Here is a 16755-nt window from a genome sequence, read left to right as displayed (position 1 = left end):
CCAGATTTTGAACGTCAAATCGTAAGATTTGACGTTCTTTTTTTATTGCTTCGCAAACGTGAATCTTTTATGCAAACAGAACTCTCGTCAATTCTCTGCGTTCGTCTGCGTCCATCAGCCGGATGGCTTCAAGGATCTCCTTGCCGGAGATTTTTGTTGCTGCCGGCTTTTCGTTTTGCCGGGGCTGGGGTGCTGCCGGGGCCAGGTCTTGCGAGGTCATCGCCGGGTATCCCATGCAGACGGTCATGCGGTTTTCGAGGCGCAACGGGCAAAACGGCAACAAAAAAGCCGTCACAAAACAGATCAGCCCTGCCCTCGCTTTTTCTGGAAGGTCATGCTAGTCGGTTATGTTAACGGCTGAAAGCCAAGATGTTCAGCCCCGCAGGGTCTGAACGAATATGTAAAAATATGTTATGGATCTACACCCCTCAGTCTGCCGACGGCATCACCTTTGCTGCCGATGGCAAAGCAACTGTTACGGCAGAACAGTTTGAGCTGAATCTGTAACCTGATATTCCCTTCATTTCTCCTTCATTGAATACAGCCCCGCTTTGGCTTCTCCTTCGCCAAAGCGGGGCTGTGCTTGTTATGTCATTGATCTTCCAGCCTGCCGTGGTCGCGGATGAACTGCGCCATCCCCTCGCGCTCGATCTCCTCATCGTCCACGATCAACAGCGTATGCAAAACGATCTCTCCTTCTTCATTATTTTCACAGCATAGAAGCAGCCGTTCGTGAATATCGGCTGCTTTTGTGCTATACTGGGGTAAAAAACACGCAGGAGGCGTTTTGTTATGGCACTATGGATCAACGATGGTCTGCACGAGGCAGCGCAGGGCATCCGCTCGTTTTTGCTGGTGGGACAGTCTAACATGGCAGGACGGGGCGATTTGACCCCGGAGAACACCATCACCGCCCCGGATTGCTTCATGCTGCGCATGGGGCGCTGGCAGCCCATGAGTGAGCCCATCAATGTGGACCGGGCGGTGGCAGAGGGGGCAGTTCCACGCAGCGGCGCAAACCTTGCCGCAAGCTTTGCCGCGCAGCTGCAAAAAGAAACCGGGGCTAAAATCGGCTTGATTCCCTGCGCAGACGGCGGTACCCGCATCAGCCAGTGGCAACCGGGCGAGGTGCTGTTTGACCATGCAGTCTTTCAGGCAAAGCTGGCTATGCGCACCTCCGCGCTGACCGCGATCTTGTGGCATCAGGGCGAGAGCGACTGTCTTGCCCCGGAGCAGCTGGAAGCCTACCCGGAGCAGTTCTTGCGCACTATGCGGGCGTTCCGGGAAGAACTGGGCGATTTGCCCATCGTGGTGGGGGAACTGGGCTACCCGGAAAACGGTTTCCACGGAACTCCTGCAGAACTATTGAAGGAGTTCAACCATCGTCTGCCGGAACTGGCCGCGCAGCTGCCGAAGTGTGCGGTCGTTTCCGCCGCTGACCTTACTGCCCGCCCGGACGGGCTGCATTTCACGACTGAAAGCCTGCGGACACTGGGTCTGCGCTATCTGGAAGCCTACAAGAGTCTGGTGTAAATGCCGGATTTCTTCAGGAAAGCAGTCGCTTTTCTGCTCAGATTGAAAAAAGCCGTAAAAAACGCTATACTTTCGCTAACGGAAGCAAAGGCGCTTGGTGAGAAGATCACCAGGCGCCTTTTTTGTACCCTGCGGGACGGCTTTTTGTTTTACGGCTGGGTCAGCACCTCCGGGTCACCGGGCTTATAGATATGAGTCTTGGTCAGGCGGCGCATGGTGTCCTCGTGGTTGCGGCTGGCGTAGGCGGTGTACAGGATATCCATCACGTTCAGCTGGGAAAGCCGGGAGGACATGGCACCGTTGCGGAACAGGCTCTCGTTGGCGGCCACATACAGCACATGGTCGGCCAGCTGTGCCACCTCGGAGGGGTAGTAGCGGGTCACCGCGATGACCGGTGCGCCGCCTGCCTTCATCTCCTTGATGCACTGGATCATCTCCATGGTCTGCCCGGAGTAGGAGAACACGATGCCCACATCCTGCGCGGTGGCGTTGCGCGCCTGCAAAAGCTGCGAGTGGGAGTCCTCGTTGACCACGCATGGCTTGTCCAGCCGCAGGAATTTCAGGTAGGTGTCCTTTGCCACGCACAGCGAGGAGCCGATGCCGAACAAAAGCACCGTGCGGGCGTTGGCGATCAGCTCCACACACTGTTCCAACTCGTCCAGCAACAGCAGCCGCTGGGTGTCCAGCAGGCTCTGGATGTTCTTGTGGGTCACCTTTTCCACGATCTCCTGCAAACTGTCCTGCGGGGTGATATCCTTTTCCCGGTGGCTGCCGTTCTCCCCAAGGGTGGCAAGCTCCAGCGTCAGGGCGTGGCGCAGTTCCTTGTAGCCCTGAAAGCCGATCACCCGGCAGATGCGCACCACACTGGAAGGGGAGGAGAAGGAGCGCCGCGCCAGATCCCGGATGGTAAGGGTAGTGGTCTCGTCCGGGTTGTCCAGAATGAACTGCGCGATCTGCCGCTCGGTGCTGCTGAGGGAGGGCTGCACCTCCCGCAGGCGTAAAAGAACGTTCTGCATATCGATACCTCTGTTGTATTTCAGGATGGATTGAACAAGCTGCACAAAAAAGTCATACTTGAATGCAAAAATTTCAAAAACAATGCTTGCATAAAACATTGTACCACAAAATAGTCTTTTTGTGGACATTTTGTTTGAAAAAGTTTATACTTTGGTCACAATCACGCCGCAAGGGGTGCGGCGGAAAGTTGAGGTGCAGGAAATGGGATTGAATCTGAGTGGGATGACCACCGAGACCCGCAACCCGCGCACGATGCAGCTGGACCAGATGTCCCCGCTGGAGATCGTGACTGTCATGAACGAGGAGGACGCCCGGGTACCGCTGGCCATTGCCAAGTGCCTGCCGCAGATCGCGCAGGCGGTCACATGGGCGGCAGAATCCTTTGAAAAGGGCGGACGGCTGTTCTATATGGGCGCCGGCACCTCCGGCCGCTTGGGCGTGCTGGACGCCGCCGAGTGCCCGCCCACCTTCGGTGTGCCGAAGGAGATGGTGGTGGGGCTGATCGCCGGCGGCGAAAAAGCCTTCATTGAGGCCGTGGAGGGCGCAGAGGACAGCCGGGAGCTGGCTGTTGAGGATCTGAAAGCCCACGGCCTGACCGCAAATGACCTTGTGGTGGGCATTGCCGCCTCCGGCCGCACGCCCTATGTGCTGGGCGGTCTGGACTACGCCAAAAGCGTGGGCTGTCACACCGCCGCCATTGCCTGCAATATCGGCAGCGCCATCGGCAAGGCCGCAGAGCTTGCCATTGAGGTAAATTGCGGCCCCGAGGTGCTGACCGGTTCCACCCGGCTCAAGTCCGGCACGGCGCAGAAACTGATTTTGAACATGATCTCCACCGGTTCCATGGTGCGCACCGGCAAGGCCTACCAGAACCTGATGGTGGACGTGCAGCAGACCAACGAAAAGCTGCACACCCGCGCCGAGAATATCGTCATCGACGCCACCGGCGTGGAGCGGGAAAAAGCCCGCGCCGCCATTGATGCAGCGGGCGGCAGCGTAAAGACTGCCATTACCATGCTGCTGGCAGACTGCGATGCCAAGGAAGCCGCCCGGCGGCTGGAACGGGCACGCGGCCATGTGCGGGAGGCCATCCGGCTGGAAGTGCTGTAAGGCACATTTGCACACTCAAGTTCCTTAGCGGCAAAGGCCGCATCGGATATACACCTGTTTTTAAGGAGGACCCACTTATGACGAATGAAGAACTGGTCCGCGCGGCGCTGGAGAAAGTCGGCGGAAAGAGCAACGTTCTCACCGCAACCAACTGCATGACCCGTCTGCGGGTGCGCGTTAAAGATGACGCCAAGATCGACGACGAGGGCCTGAAGGCCATCGAGGGCGTAATGGGCATCGTGCACGACCGTACCGGCTATGTAGAGATCGTGGTCGGCCCCGGCAAGTGCCGCAAGTGCGCAGATATCTGCCGCGACATGGGCATCCCGGCGGACGCCGCCGCTTCCACCGCCAACGACTGGCAGACCAACAAGGCCGCAGTCAAGGCAGGGCAGAAGCAGAGCAAGGTCAAGGAGTTGTTCAAGACCTTTGGCGATATCTTTATCCCCCTGATCCCGGGCGTTGTGGCTTCCGGTCTGTGCGCCGGCATCAACTCTCTGATCGGGCAGGTGGTGCCGAACTACGCCGACATCCCCGCACTGGCCCTTATCAGCACCCTGCTGGGCCTGATGAACACCTGCTTCCTTGGTTACCTGACCGCATGGGTCGGCTACCGTGCAGCCGAAAAGTTCGGCGGCACCCCCATTCTGGGCGGTATGCTGGGCATGATCACCGGTCTGGAGGGCATCAACAAGATCTCTTCCATTCTGGGTCTCTTCAACGAGGCTGTGCCGCTGGATTCCATCCTGCGTGCAGGCCGCGGCGGCGTGCTGGCCGTTGTGCTGGGCGCATGGTGCCTTGTCAAGATCGAGCGCTGGGTGCGCAAGTGGATGCCCGAATCTCTGGACATCGTGTTCACCCCGCTGATCACCATGATCCTGTGCCTCGTGCCCTATATCCTGATCATCATGCCCGCTACCGGTTATGTTTCCACCGCGCTGTGCTGGGTGGTTGAAAAGCTGTGCATGAGCGATATCCTGATCGTGCGCATCATTGCCGGTTATGTTTCCACCGCTCTGTTCCTGCCCATGGTCGCTATGGGCATGCACCACGGTCTGGTCGCCCTGTACTCCGTGCAGCTGGAGAGCTTTGGCTACGTTACCCTGTACCCCGCGCTGGCTATGGCCGGTGCAGGTCAGGTTGGCGCTGCTGTCGCTATCTACTTCAAGGCTAAGAAGTGCGGCAACACCCGCCTGAAGAACGTGATCACCGGTGCACTGCCCGCAGGCCTGCTGGGCATCGGCGAGCCGCTGATCTACGGCGTCACCCTGCCCATGGGCAAGCCCTTCATCAGTGCCGGTCTGGGCGCTGGTTTCGGCGGTGCCTTCGTCATGGCCATGCAGGTGGCTGCTACTGCTTGGGGCCCCTCCGGTCTGCTGGCTCTGTTCGTCATGACCGCCGGCCCTCACGGTGTGGCTGCTTCCGTTGGCTGCTACGCAGTGGGTCTGGTCATCTGCTACATTATGGGCTTTATCGTGACCAATGCAATGGTCTCTGTTGAGGACGTTGCCAATGCTTAAAACACTCGGACGGTCAGTGTATCTGACGCAGTTTGAGGAACAGCGTGCGTCGCTTTCCGCTTTTGCGGCAGGCGGCGCGCCTGTTTTTATCTCACTGCATATCAGCGAAGAATTTGACGCCGCTTACTGCGCCCGCGTGCAGGAGATGTGCGACTTTCTGGCGGCACAGGGCTGGCGCATTCTGGCAGATGTGTCGGAAAAGACCATCCGGCAGTTCGGCTGCGCCGACCTGACCGCGCTGGCAAAGCGGCTGCACCTGTGGGGTTTGCGGCTGGACTACGGCTTCTCGGTGGAGCAGATGTGCGCCCTTGCGCAGCAGCTGCCCGTTGCCGTCAACGCCTCCACCACCACCCCGGAGGTGGCACGGCAGCTGGCGGCAGGCGGCGGCACGGTCATCGCCATGCACAACTTCTACCCCCGCCCGGAGACCGGCCTTGACCCGGAATTTTTGCGTGAGAGCACCGCAGCTTTGCAGGCAGAGGGCTTGCAGGTGTACGGCTTCATCCCCGGCGACGCCCTGCTGCGCGGCCCGCTGTACAAGGGTCTGCCCACGCTGGAAGCCCACCGCACCGCCGCCCCCTCAGCGGCCTTTGCGGACTTAGCGCTGAACTACGGGCTGGACGGCATTTTTGCGGGCGACCCGGAGGTCAGCACCCGGGAACAGGAGTACATCCGGCACTTCTGCACCACCGGCGAGCTCTGCCTGCCGGTCGCCCTGCGCCCCGGCTACGAGACGCTGTACGACCGCACCTTTACCTGCCGCCCGGATTCGCCCAAAGGGCTTGTGCGGTATCAGGAATCCCGGCTCTACTCCTGCTTTGGCAGCACCGTGCAGCCGGATAACTGCACAGAGCGCCGCCGCCGCTGCGTGACCATGGATAACATCGGCTACGGGCGCTATTCCGGCGAGATCCAGCTTGTGCGCGTTGACTTACCCGCAGACGAAAAGGTAAACGTCATCGGCGAGGTGCCCGCAGAATACGACCTGCTGCTGGACTGCATTAAGCGCGGAAAGACCTTCCGCATGGTAAAAACATCATAAAAACAAGCACCGGAGCGTCCGCAGACGCTCCGGTGCTTGTTTTTGTTTATTTATTGATTCTTTCTTGGATACACAAAGGCGTCGCGGCGGTACACTGCCACGAGATATGCCGCCATGAAGCACCAGATGATGGGCTCGCACAGGATGACGGCGTTGTAGGCGTAGCGCGGGATGAACACCAGCACAAAGATCACCTTGCCCACCAGCTCGATGACGCTGGAAAACAGCGGCAGTACCTTCTGCCCAAGGCTCTGCAAGGCGTACCGGGTGCACAGCAGCACCCCCAGCACCGCGTAGAACGGCGCGTTCCACAGCAGATACCGTGCGCCGTTTTCCAGCACGAGGGGCGCGGAGGAACCGGAGATCAGCTGCACCAGCTGCCGGGCAAAAAGCTGCATCAGCACCATGTTGGCCGCCATAATGACCACCGAGCACAGGTACATGGTGCGCATCCCTTTGCGCACCCGCTCCGGCTGAGCGGCGCCCCGGTTCTGAGAAACAAAGGTAGAGCCTGCGTTTGCCATGGAGATCAGCGGCATACTGGTAAAGGAGAACAGCTTGCGCGCGGCGGTGTGCCCCGCAATGGTCAGCGTGCCCAGCCCGTTGATACCGTATTGCAGCACCACCGACCCCGCCGACACGATGCTGCTCATCAGCCCCATGGAGATGCTCTGACTGAACAGCTCCCAGTACAAATGCTGTCCCACCGCCCAGTGCTTGCGGGCGGGCAGCAGCAGCGGCACGCGGCGCATCACATACAGAATGCACAGCACCACCGAGATGCCCTGCGCAATGACGGTAGCCACCGCCGCACCCTGTACGCCCATGCCCAGCCCGGCAATGAACCACAGGTCCAGCGCCACGTTCAGCCCGGAGCTGATAAGCAAAAACACCAGCGGCATCACGCTGTTGCCGATGGCGCGCAGAAGTCCGGCACACAGGTTATAAAGGAACATCACTAAAACGCCCAAATCGATGACGATGATGTACCGGTAGGCGTCCTCTAAAATTTCGGCGGGGGTGTCCAGCAGCTGCAAAAGCGGCCGCAGGCCGAAAAAGCCCGCTGTGGTAATGACAAAGCTTGCGCAAAGCCCGATGACCAGCGACCCGGCCACCGTCCTTTTGAGCAGATCCTCGTCCTGTGCCCCGTAGGAGCGTGCAGCCACGATGGAAAGCCCGTTGCCGATGCCGATGCCAAAGCCCACCAGCAGCTCGTAGATGGACCCGCAGGAGCCGATGGCAGCCAGTGCGCTATCGCCCAGCACGTTGCCCACGATCATGGTATCCACGGTATTATACAGCTGCTGGAACAGGTTGGACACCAGAATGGGCAGCATGAACAGAAAAAGATTCTTGAAAATAGGCCCGTGCAGCAGGTCTGCATTCCGGTTAAAGAGGTTTGTTTTCAGGGGTCGCGTCTGGGTCATAGGATTCCTTTCTTCGCGCAAAAAGGAGGCCGTTGCACATTTTTGTGTGCAGTGGCCTCTTTTGCGGTAAAACGATTTAAAAAAATTTATTTGTGTAGTTGCGAAACACCGTAGGTGTTTCGCAACTACTTTTTTATAACTCCTGCTGCTCAAACCCGTTGACGGTCAGCACGGTCAGGGCGGTAAAGCCTGCGGCTTTGATGGCGGCGGCGGCTTCGTCAAAGCCGAAGGTCAGCGCGGCGGTGTCGTGGGCGTCGGCGGTGATGATCACCCTGCCGCCCAGCTTGTTCCACTCGCCCAGCAGCCATGCGCCGGGGTAGAAGTCCTTGCGGTAACCCCGGTATACGCCGCCGGTGTTCACTTCCAAAATGCAGTCGTTCTCCCGGGCGGCGTGCAGCGCCCTGAGCGCCGCTGCCTTGTAGCGGGGAGACTCCTCGTCAAAAAAGCTGCTGTCCGCGTTCAGCTTTTTGATAAGGTCGATGTGCCCCAGAATGTCCGGCTTTTTGGCGGCGATCTTCTCCACCTCGGCAAAATAGGCTTCCACCGCTGCCAGCGGGTCACCGTCAAAATCGTTGTTGATGCAGTCCCGCAGATCCTCGGGGCGGAAATCGATCTCGTAGTATTTGCCGGTGTTTTTGCCGTACAGATGGTGTGCGCTGCCGATCCAGTAATCAAAGCCCTTGGGCGTGCCCTCGCTCAGCAGGTCCCACTCGATGCCGCACAGGATATCTACTTTGCCCCGGTACTCGTTTTTCAGCTTGGCAATGGTGGCGCGGTACTGCGCGGTGCGGCCGGGGGTCATGCAGTACTCGCGGTCGGGCTTTGTGTAGCTGTGGCCGCTGAAACCAAGGGTGGTCAGCCCCTGCGCACAGGCGGCACCCGCCATCTCCTGCAGGGTGTTCTTGCCGTCACACAGGGTAGAGTGGCAATGTACGCTGGATTTTCTGTAATCTGCCATAGGCTTCTCACTGCATCCTTTCCTGCTTGACCTTGTGGTCGATGACGTGGCGCTTTTCCAGCTCCCGGGTCACATCCTCTACGGTGATGCCCGCGCTGACCATCAGCACCAGCACATGATAGGCAAGGTCGCTGATCTCGTAGACCGTCTCGGCCTTGTCCTCTTTTTCACCCGCAATGATGACCTCGGTGCACTCTTCGCCCACCTTTTTCAGGATCTTCTCCTTGCCCTTTTCAAACAGGTAGGTGGTGTAGCTGCCTGCGGTGGGGGTATCCTTGCGGCCTTTGATGAGGTTATACAGCCCCTGCCAGCTGAACTGCTTCAGCTCCGGGGAGACGTATACTTCATTGAAAAAGCAGCTTTCCGCTCCGGTGTGACAGGCGGGGCCGTCCTTTACCACCTCTACCACCAGTGCGTCGGCATCGCAGTCGGCGGTAATGGACACCACCCGCTGCACATTGCCGCTGGTCTCGCCCTTGCGCCAGATCTCCTGACGGCTGCGGCTCCAGAACACGGTGCGCCCCTCGGCGATGGTCAGCGCCAGCGTTTCAGCGTTCATGTAGGCAAGGGTGAGCACCTGCTTTGTGTAGTGATCCTGCACGATGGCGGGGATCAGGCCTTTTTCATCAAATTTCAGTTCCATGACGGTTCTCCCTCCCCGGATGGGGATACTGTGTATTTTATCGTATTCAAGATAAAAATGCAAGGTGTTTTTGTGTTTTTACAGCCGCATCTCCACGCCGCTTGCGTTCAGGTATTCCTTCAGTTCCCGGATACCCAGCAGCTTCTGGTGGAAGATGCCCGCCGCCAGCCCGGCGTCGATGCCCTTGTGGTGGAACAGCTCCAGAAAATCCTCTTTTTTGCCCGCGCCGCCGCTGGCAATGATGGGGATATTCACCCGGGCAGCCACCGCGTCCAGCATTTCAATGTCGAAGCCGTTGCGCACGCCGTCGGTGTCGATGCTGTTCAGGCATATTTCGCCCGCGCCGTGGGCAGCGCACCAGCTTACCCAGTCCAGCGCATCCCGGCCGGTATCCTCGCGCCCGCCCTTGGCGAACACCCGGAACTGCCCGTTCACCCGCTTCACGTCTGCGGAAAGCACCACGCACTGGTCGCCGTAGCGCTGCGCGGCGGCGGGGATCAGCCCGGGGTCTTTCAGCGCGCCGGAGTTGACGCTTACCTTATCTGCGCCGCATTTCAGCACCCGGTCAAAATCCTCCAGTGTGTTGATGCCGCCGCCCACGGTCAGGGGGATAAAAATTTCTCCCGCCACCCGGGTCAGGATGTCGGTAAAGAGGGCGCGTCCCTCAAAGCTGGCGGTGATATCGTAAAACACCAGCTCGTCCGCCCCGGCGGCGTTGTACAGCCGTGCCATCTCCACTGGGTCGGCTACGTCCTTGATGCCCTCAAAGTTCGTGCCTTTGACCACCCGGCCGTCGCGCACGTCCAGACAGGGGATGATGCGTTTGGTTATCATAAAGCTCCCTCTTTCTCAGTCCTGCACCAGCTGCACGCAGCGGGCAAGGTCCAGCGCACCGGTGTACAGGCTTTTGCCCAGAATCGCCGCTGCCGTGCCCATCTGCTGCAATTCCAGCAGCTCTGCCTCGGAGGAGATGCCGCCGCTGGCGGTAAAGGCCACCCCGGGCACTTCCGCCGCCAGCTGACGGTAAAGGCCCAGGTTTGTGCCCTGCATCGCGCCGTCACAGGCAATGTCGGTGTAGATGATGGCGGTGCAGCCGGCTTCTGCCAGCCGCTTGCAGAAGGCAACGCCCGGCTCGGCGCTGACCTCCTTCCAGCCGTGGATGGCCACATAGCCGTCCTTGGCGTCCACGCCCACGGCGATCTTATCGCCGTATTTTTGCAGCATCCGGGCGGTAAAGGCAAAATCCGTCACCGCCACGCTGCCCAGAATGCAGCGCCCCACCCCGAGGGAAAGGTATTTTTCAATGCGTTCCTCGGTGCGGATGCCGCCGCCTACCTCGATGTACAAGCCGCCCTGCTTTGCCAGCGCGGCAATGGTGTCGTAGTTGGAAAGGGTGCCGTCTTTGGCACCGTCCAAGTCCACCACATGAAGATTTTTTGCCCCGGCGGCCACAAAGCTGCGTGCCTGTGCGCAGGGATCCTGTCCGTAAACGGTCATGCGGTCGTAGTCGCCCTGTGTCAGGCGCACCACCTGCCCGCCGCGCAGGTCAATGGCTGGAAATAATTGCATGGTTGTTTCTCCTTTAGCGTCCTCACCCGCTTACAATTCACTGAACGCCTTGAGGATCCGCAGCCCGGTATCGCCGCTTTTTTCCGGGTGGAACTGGGTGCCGTACACCCGCCCCGCCCGCACCGCGCCGGTGACCGGGATGGAATAATCGCTGACGGCAAGGGTGCTTTCGGCGCAGTTTTTGCCGTAGTAGCTGTGGACGTAGTACACATACTCGCCTTCGCGGATGTACCGGAACAGGGGGTCGTCCTTTACGATGTGCAAGGCGTTCCAGCCCATCTGCGGCACTTTCAGACTTTTGTCCGCAAGGTCGGGCCCCAGCGGGCAGACCTCACCTTTGATAAAGCCCAGCCCGGCGTGCTCGCCGTATTCGTAGCTTTTTTCAAACAGCAGCTGCATCCCAAGGCAGATGCCGAGCAACGGCTTCTCTTCCGCCTGCTCTTTCAGCACCGGCACAAGGCCGGTGGCGGTAAGCTTTGCCATGGCATCCCCGAATGCGCCCACCCCCGGCAGGATAAGCCGGTCGGCGGCGCGGATGGCATCGGCGTCGGCGGTGACCACCGCCTGCAGCCCCAGCTGCTGCAAGCTGGAACGCAGGCTGAACAGGTTGCCCACGCCGTAATCAAGAATGGCGATCATACCAGCAGTCCTTTCGTGGAGGGGATCTCGTCCCGATGTGCCGCGTCGATGCGCACAGCTTCGGCCAGCGCGTGGCCCGCGCCCTTGAAGCAGGCTTCCAGAATGTGGTGGGTGTTCTCGCCTGCAAACTGCACAAAATGGACGGTGGCGGGCACGCTGCGGGCAAAGCCGTACCAGAACTCCTTGGCGCACTCCACGTCAAAATCGCCCACCTTTTCGGTCTGGCAGTGGATGTCCCAGTTCAGGGTGCAGCGCCCGGAAAGATCCACCGCGCACAGCACCAGTGCTTCGTCCATGGGCAGGTAGAAGCTGCCGTAGCGGCAGATGCCGCGCATCTCGCCCAGCGCCCGGGCAAAGGCCTGTCCCAGCGCAATGCCCACGTCCTCGGTGGTGTGGTGGTAGTCCACCTGCACATCGCCGTGGCAGGTGAGCACCAGATCAAACCGTCCGTGCCGGGCAAACAGCTCCAGCATGTGGTTCAGAAAGCCGCATCCGGTGTCGATCTCGTAGCGGCCAGTGCCGTCCAGATCAAGGGTCAGCTCGATCTGGGTCTCGTTGGTGCTGCGTTCCAGCGTTACCATGCGCTCTGCCATTGTCACACCTCCAGTATTTTGTCCACGGCGTCCATCAGTGCCTGCATCTGCTCCGGCGTGCCGATGGTGATGCGCAGCCAGTTTTCAATGCGCGGCGCATCAAAATGCCGCACCAGAATGCCGTTTTCCTTTAACTTTTTGTATAGCACACCACCGTTTATCCGTTCTGTGCTGGCAAATACAAAGTTTGCGCGGCTGTCCAGTACGGTAAAGCCCCGGTCGGTCAGCTGCTGCATCGTCCATGCGCGGGTGTCCATAATGGCGGCGCGGGTCTTTTCAAAGTAGGCGGTATCCTCCAGCGCAGCCTGTCCGACTTTCAGGGTCAGGCGGTTGATGTTGTAGGGGTTCAGGCTGAACTTGACCCGGTTCAAATCGGCGATCAGCGCCGCATTGCCCATGGCAAGCCCCAGCCGCGCACCCGCCAGCTGCCGGGATTTCGAGAAGGTCTGCACCACCAGCAGGTTTTCGTATTGGTCGATCAGCGGCACACAGCTCTCGCCGCCAAAGTCCACATAGGCTTCGTCCACAATGACCACGCTGTCCGGGTTCGATCGCAAAATGCCCTCGATGGCATCCCGGGGCAGGCACAGTCCGGTGGGGGCGTTCGGGTTTGCAATGACGATGGTCTCGTGCAGGCCGTGGTAATCGGCGGGGTCAAGGGTGAAGTCCTCTTTTAACGGAATGATGTGGGTGGGGATGTGCAGCAGACCGCACCACACGCCGTAGCAGCCGTAGGTGATATCCGCAAAGGCCAGCGGGTGGCTCTCGTCACAGAAGGCGCGCAGCGCAAAGAACAGGTTCTCGTCGCTGCCGTTGCCGGGCATGACCTGGGAAGGCTGCAAGCCGAAATGCGCCGCTGCCGTGCGCAGCAGCTGGGCACAGGCGGGGTCGGAGTAAAGGCGCAGCTTTTCCACCTCGGCTTCGCTTACGGCTGCCACCACCCGGGGCGACGGCAGATAGGGGCTTTCGTTGGTATTCAGTTTGATGTACTGCTGATCCTGCGGCTGCTCTCCCGGCGTGTAAGGAGTGACAGCGGACAGGGCAGGGGAAAGAAAACGGCTCATAATGGTTTCCTCTTACTTCTCATACCGGATGGTCACGCTGCGGGCGTGGGCGTGCAGACCCTCGCGCTCGGCAAAGTCTGCAATGCGGGGCGCAACGGCTTCCAGCGCGTCCCGGGTGTAGTAGATGAAGCTGGACTTCTTGACAAAATCGTCCACGCCCAGCGGGCTGGAAAAGCGTGCGGTGCCGCTGGTGGGCAGGGTGTGGTTGGGGCCTGCAAAGTAATCGCCCAGCGCCTCCGGCACGTTGCGGCCAAGGAAGATGCTGCCCGCGTTGCGGATCTCGTTCAGCACCCCAAAGGGGTCCTCCACGCAGACCTCCAAGTGCTCCGGCGCGATGATGTTGCAGGCCTCGATGGCCTTGTGCAGGTCGGTGCAGAGGATGATCTTACCGTTGTCGTCCACGCTGGCGCGGGCAATGGCGGCGCGGGGCAGCTGCGGGATCTGTACCTCCAGCTCAGCCTGTACCGCCTTGGCAAGGTCTGCGCTGTCGGTGACAAGTACCGGGCTTGCCAGCTTGTCGTGCTCGGCCTGACTTAACAGGTCTGCCGCCACCCATGCGGGATTGCAGCTGCCGTCTGCCAGCACCAGAATTTCGCTGGGGCCTGCGATCATATCAATGCCCACCTTGCCGAACACCTTGCGCTTGGCGGTGGCAACGTAGATGTTGCCGGGGCCTACGATCTTATCCACCGCCGGGATGCTCTGGGTACCGTAGGCCAGCGCCGCCACGGCCTGTGCGCCGCCGGTCTTGAAGATTTTAGTCACCCCGGCGGTGGCGGCAGCAGCCAGAATGACCGGGTTCACCTTGCCGTCCTTCCCGGCGGGGGTGGTCATGACGATCTCGGACACCCCTGCCACCTTGGCGGGGATGACGTCCATGAGCACGGTGGAAGGATACGCCGCCGTGCCGCCGGGCACATAGACACCGGCCTTTTCAATGGGAGTATATTTCTGCCCCAGTACAATGCCGGGGCGGTCGTTCATCACAAAATTCTTGTGCACCTGCTGGCGGTGGAACTGCTCGATGTTCTCCGCCGCCTGCCGCAGCGTCTCGAGGAAATAGGGGTCCATGCCCGCAAAGGCTTCGTCGATCTCCGCCTGCGTCACCTGTAAATTTTCGATTGCTGCTCCGTCAAATTTCAAGGCGTAGTCCTTCAGGGCGTCGTCGCCCCGGGCGCGCACGTCCGCAATGATGGCGTCCACCACGTCCTCCACGTTCTTCTCGGCGCGGATGTCCCGGTTCAGAATCTCTTCCGGCTTCAGCTCGTCAAAATTATACAGCTTGATCATTTCTCTTCCTCCTGCTTGTGCAAGGTGTCGCGCAGTTTTTCCAGCATGGTGTCCATCTGCCGGTGTTTGAACTGGTAGCTGGCCTTGTTGGCGATGAACCGCGCCGAGATGGGCATGAACTCGGTAACCACCTGCAAGCCGTTCTCCCGCAGGGTGGTGCCGGTCTCCACGATGTCCACGATGACATCCGAAAGCCCAAGGATGGGGGCCAGCTCGATGGAGCCGTTCAGCTTGATGATATCGATATCCCGCCCCATGGAGGCGTAGTAGCGCTTTGCAATGTTGACGAACTTGGTGGCCACCCGCACCGGGCGGCTGGGGTCGTCCCGGTAGCCCGCCGGGGCGGCTACGCACATCCGGCAGCGGCCAAGGCCGGTATCCAGCAGCTCGTACACATCGGCGGCGGCCTCGGTCAGGATATCCTTGCCCACGATGCCCACATCGGCCGCGCCGTGCTCCACATAGATGGCCACATCGCTGGGCTTGACCAGAAAATACCGGATGCCCGCCGCCGGGTTCTCCACCACCAGCTTGCGGGTGGCGTTGTAGTCCTCCGGGCAGCCGTAGCCGATGCCCGCCAGTAAATTGTAGACCTTGTCGCCCAGCCGCCCCTTGGGCAGCGCCACGTTCAGCATTACCTTGCCGGTGTCCTGATGCTGCACCGGCGGCATCGCATTCAGCCGGTCCAGCTCGTCCAGATACACCGCAAAGCCGATAGCACCCGCCCCGGGGGTGAACTTTTGCAGCAGTAAATCGTACCGTCCGCCCTTCAGCAGCGGACGGGGCAGGGCTTTCAGGTAGCCCTGAAACACAAGGCCGTTGTAGTATTCCATCTCACCGGCTAAGGTCAGGTCTAACCGGATGCTGCCGCCCGCCTGTCCCAGCGTGGGCGCTAGGGCGGTCAGCTCTGCCACAGCGGCGGTCATGGCGGGGTTGCGGCAGAGCGCTGCCGCCTTGGAAAGGGTAGCCGCGTAGCCGCCGGAAAGTTCCAGCACCCCACACAAGGCGTCCGCCGCCGTTTCGGAAAGCCCCGCCGCCAGCGCGGCGGCGCGCAGCTCGTGGGCGTTTTTCTGCCGCAGCTTTTCCAGCAGCTGTGCCCGGGCGGCCTCCGGTACGCCCAGCGCATCGAACAGGCCGAACAGGTAGCCCATGTGGCTGACTTCCAGCACCCACTCTGCGCCCAGCGCTGCCAGCGACTGCGCCGCCAGACACACCGCCTGCTGCACCTCGGCTTCGCCCACAGCGCCCAGCAGCTCCAGACCCATCTGGGAGATCTCTTTAAAGGTGTGGCTTTCGGCGGAGGGACGGTAGACGTTTTCGTGGTAGTAGTACCGCAGCGTCTCGCCCGGTGCGGGCTGCGCCGTCTTGGCGATGGACAGGGTCACGTCCGGCTTGAGCGCCAGCAGACGACCATCCAAATCGGTAAAGGTGATGACCTGCTCTGACGACAGAAAGCTGCGGTTCTCCTGATACAGGCTGTACTCCTCGAACCGTCCCATGTGGTACTTGCGGCAGCCTGCCGTCTCGTACAGGCTGCGCAGCGCAAAGGAGGCACGCTCCTTTGGCTGCAGATGCTCCAGACTGAACTCCATCCTGCTCCCTCGTTTCCTTTCCCGTGTTTCTTTCCCTGCGCCGGCACAATTCCGGCGTCTCTATACACAAAAACATCCGGCGCGGCATCCTCCGCGCCCATAGTATGAGAGGCTTCTGTCCTTATTTTACTTTATCTAGGTAAAGCTGTAAAGCGTGAAAGTGAACGTCTTTTCCATTCTTATCCTACAATTTTTCAGTGCGTTTGTACAGAAAGGCGAAAATTTTTCACCCCATCAGCCGGAAAGGTGATGGGTTGAAAAAACAGGGAGTGTGGATGTTCTCTTTTGACACCAAAAGAGAACCAGAAAAGTGTGCGCTTTGCGGGGGAACTTTCTGTTTGCTTTCAGCATGCAGGGACGCTCCGCTGGGCCAGAGGCAGGGAGGGGTGTTCCGACTCCCCCCTCCCTACCTCTGGACTCCACCCACCCCGCAACGGGTCAAGGGCTGCACGCCCTTGACAATCCTAAAGAAGAAGTCGAAGCACAAAAAAGCTAGCGCTGCGCCAGTCGGCGCTATCGCTTTAACGCTTTTTTCGCTTCTCCATTAAAAGCCCCTCAGTCGCTGCGCGACAGCTCCCCCCGGGGAGCGTTCCCACCTGCAAAGTTTACGGCTTTGCCGGAAACTTTCCCGCTATGCCAAAGGCTCCCTCCCCGAGGGAGCTGGCAAAACCGCAGGTTTTGACTGAGGGAGTTCGTTCTAAATCCCTTCTCGTGAAAATGGAGCACCGGAGCGTCCGCAGACGCTCCGGTGCTCCGAA

16 protein-coding genes are annotated in these 16755 nt (G+C 60.0%); 4 read left to right on the top strand and 12 right to left on the bottom strand.

Annotated features, from left to right (window positions below; all coding sequences use genetic code 11):
- Positions 1–67 precede the first annotated feature (67 nt).
- Positions 68–220 (bottom strand): hypothetical protein, encoded by a 153-nt coding sequence (locus MTP36_RS15295; protein ID WP_249252231.1) that lies wholly within the window; start codon positions 218–220, stop codon positions 68–70.
- Positions 221–792: 572 nt separating this feature from the next.
- Here MTP36_RS15295 and MTP36_RS15290 point away from each other — a divergent pair.
- The gene (locus MTP36_RS15290; RefSeq protein WP_249252229.1) at positions 793–1533 is read left to right on the top strand and encodes a sialate O-acetylesterase; all 741 of its coding nucleotides are present in this window, start codon (positions 793–795) and stop codon (positions 1531–1533) included.
- Positions 1534–1682: 149 nt separating this feature from the next.
- Here MTP36_RS15290 and MTP36_RS15285 read toward each other — a convergent pair whose 3' ends face one another.
- On the bottom strand, positions 1683–2549 hold the full coding sequence (locus tag MTP36_RS15285; RefSeq protein ID WP_249252227.1) for a MurR/RpiR family transcriptional regulator: 867 nt from the start codon (positions 2547–2549) through the stop codon (positions 1683–1685).
- 202 nt (positions 2550–2751) lie between these two features.
- Here MTP36_RS15285 and murQ point away from each other — a divergent pair, with 202 nt between their 5' ends.
- From murQ to MTP36_RS15270, 3 genes are all read left to right on the top strand, one after another.
- On the top strand, positions 2752–3660 hold the full coding sequence (gene murQ, locus MTP36_RS15280) for an N-acetylmuramic acid 6-phosphate etherase (protein WP_097778998.1): 909 nt from the start codon (positions 2752–2754) through the stop codon (positions 3658–3660).
- 77 nt (positions 3661–3737) lie between these two features.
- Positions 3738–5180, top strand: a complete 1443-nt coding sequence (locus MTP36_RS15275) for a PTS transporter subunit EIIC (RefSeq protein ID WP_055186210.1) — start codon at positions 3738–3740, stop codon at positions 5178–5180.
- Entirely contained in the window at positions 5173–6222 is a 1050-nt protein-coding gene (locus tag MTP36_RS15270; protein WP_249252225.1) for a MupG family TIM beta-alpha barrel fold protein, read from the top strand. The genes MTP36_RS15275 and MTP36_RS15270 overlap by 8 nt, the downstream gene beginning before the upstream one ends.
- A 50-nt stretch (positions 6223–6272) precedes the next feature.
- Here the strand turns inward: MTP36_RS15270 and MTP36_RS15265 are convergent, their stop codons facing one another.
- The 10 genes from MTP36_RS15265 to hisG all read right to left on the bottom strand — a co-directional run bounded on the left by MTP36_RS15265 (position 6273) and on the right by hisG (position 15997).
- Positions 6273–7649: an MATE family efflux transporter gene (locus tag MTP36_RS15265; RefSeq protein ID WP_249252207.1), complete on the bottom strand. Its 1377-nt coding sequence runs from the start codon at positions 7647–7649 to the stop codon at positions 6273–6275.
- Between the two features lie 133 nt (positions 7650–7782).
- Complete coding sequence (locus MTP36_RS15260) at positions 7783–8607, bottom strand: histidinol-phosphatase HisJ family protein (protein ID WP_249252198.1); 825 nt, start codon at positions 8605–8607, stop codon at positions 7783–7785.
- Positions 8608–8614: 7 nt separating this feature from the next.
- Positions 8615–9250 (bottom strand): bifunctional phosphoribosyl-AMP cyclohydrolase/phosphoribosyl-ATP diphosphatase HisIE, encoded by a 636-nt coding sequence (gene hisIE / locus MTP36_RS15255; RefSeq protein WP_117553951.1) that lies wholly within the window; start codon positions 9248–9250, stop codon positions 8615–8617.
- 78 nt (positions 9251–9328) lie between these two features.
- Positions 9329–10084, bottom strand: a complete 756-nt coding sequence (gene hisF / locus MTP36_RS15250) for an imidazole glycerol phosphate synthase subunit HisF (RefSeq protein WP_249252189.1) — start codon at positions 10082–10084, stop codon at positions 9329–9331.
- A gap of 15 nt (positions 10085–10099) precedes the next feature.
- The gene (gene hisA / locus MTP36_RS15245) at positions 10100–10819 is read right to left on the bottom strand and encodes a 1-(5-phosphoribosyl)-5-[(5-phosphoribosylamino)methylideneamino]imidazole-4-carboxamide isomerase (protein ID WP_249252181.1); all 720 of its coding nucleotides are present in this window, start codon (positions 10817–10819) and stop codon (positions 10100–10102) included.
- A gap of 30 nt (positions 10820–10849) precedes the next feature.
- A complete protein-coding gene (gene hisH, locus MTP36_RS15240; RefSeq protein ID WP_249252172.1) occupies positions 10850–11458 on the bottom strand; it encodes an imidazole glycerol phosphate synthase subunit HisH in 609 nt (202 codons plus the stop codon).
- A complete protein-coding gene (gene hisB / locus MTP36_RS15235) occupies positions 11455–12051 on the bottom strand; it encodes an imidazoleglycerol-phosphate dehydratase HisB (protein WP_249252164.1) in 597 nt (198 codons plus the stop codon). Before hisB ends, hisH begins: the two co-directional genes overlap by 4 nt.
- Positions 12052–12053: 2 nt before the next feature.
- Positions 12054–13115, bottom strand: a complete 1062-nt coding sequence (hisC, locus tag MTP36_RS15230) for a histidinol-phosphate transaminase (RefSeq protein ID WP_249252155.1) — start codon at positions 13113–13115, stop codon at positions 12054–12056.
- Between the two features lie 12 nt (positions 13116–13127).
- Complete coding sequence (gene hisD, locus MTP36_RS15225; protein WP_249252147.1) at positions 13128–14405, bottom strand: histidinol dehydrogenase; 1278 nt, start codon at positions 14403–14405, stop codon at positions 13128–13130.
- Positions 14402–15997 carry an ATP phosphoribosyltransferase gene (gene hisG / locus MTP36_RS15220; RefSeq protein ID WP_223452335.1) on the bottom strand — a complete coding sequence of 532 codons (1596 nt, stop codon included), beginning with the start codon at positions 15995–15997 and terminating at the stop codon, positions 14402–14404. Before hisG ends, hisD begins: the two co-directional genes overlap by 4 nt.
- Positions 15998–16755 lie beyond the last annotated feature (758 nt).

The sequence above is a fragment of the Faecalibacterium sp. I4-1-79 genome, assembly GCF_023347235.1.
Classification (GTDB): Bacteria; Bacillota; Clostridia; order Oscillospirales; family Ruminococcaceae; genus Faecalibacterium; species Faecalibacterium tardum.
Note: the sequence above shows the minus strand (reverse complement) of the source record. Positions and strands in the feature narration are given on the sequence as shown.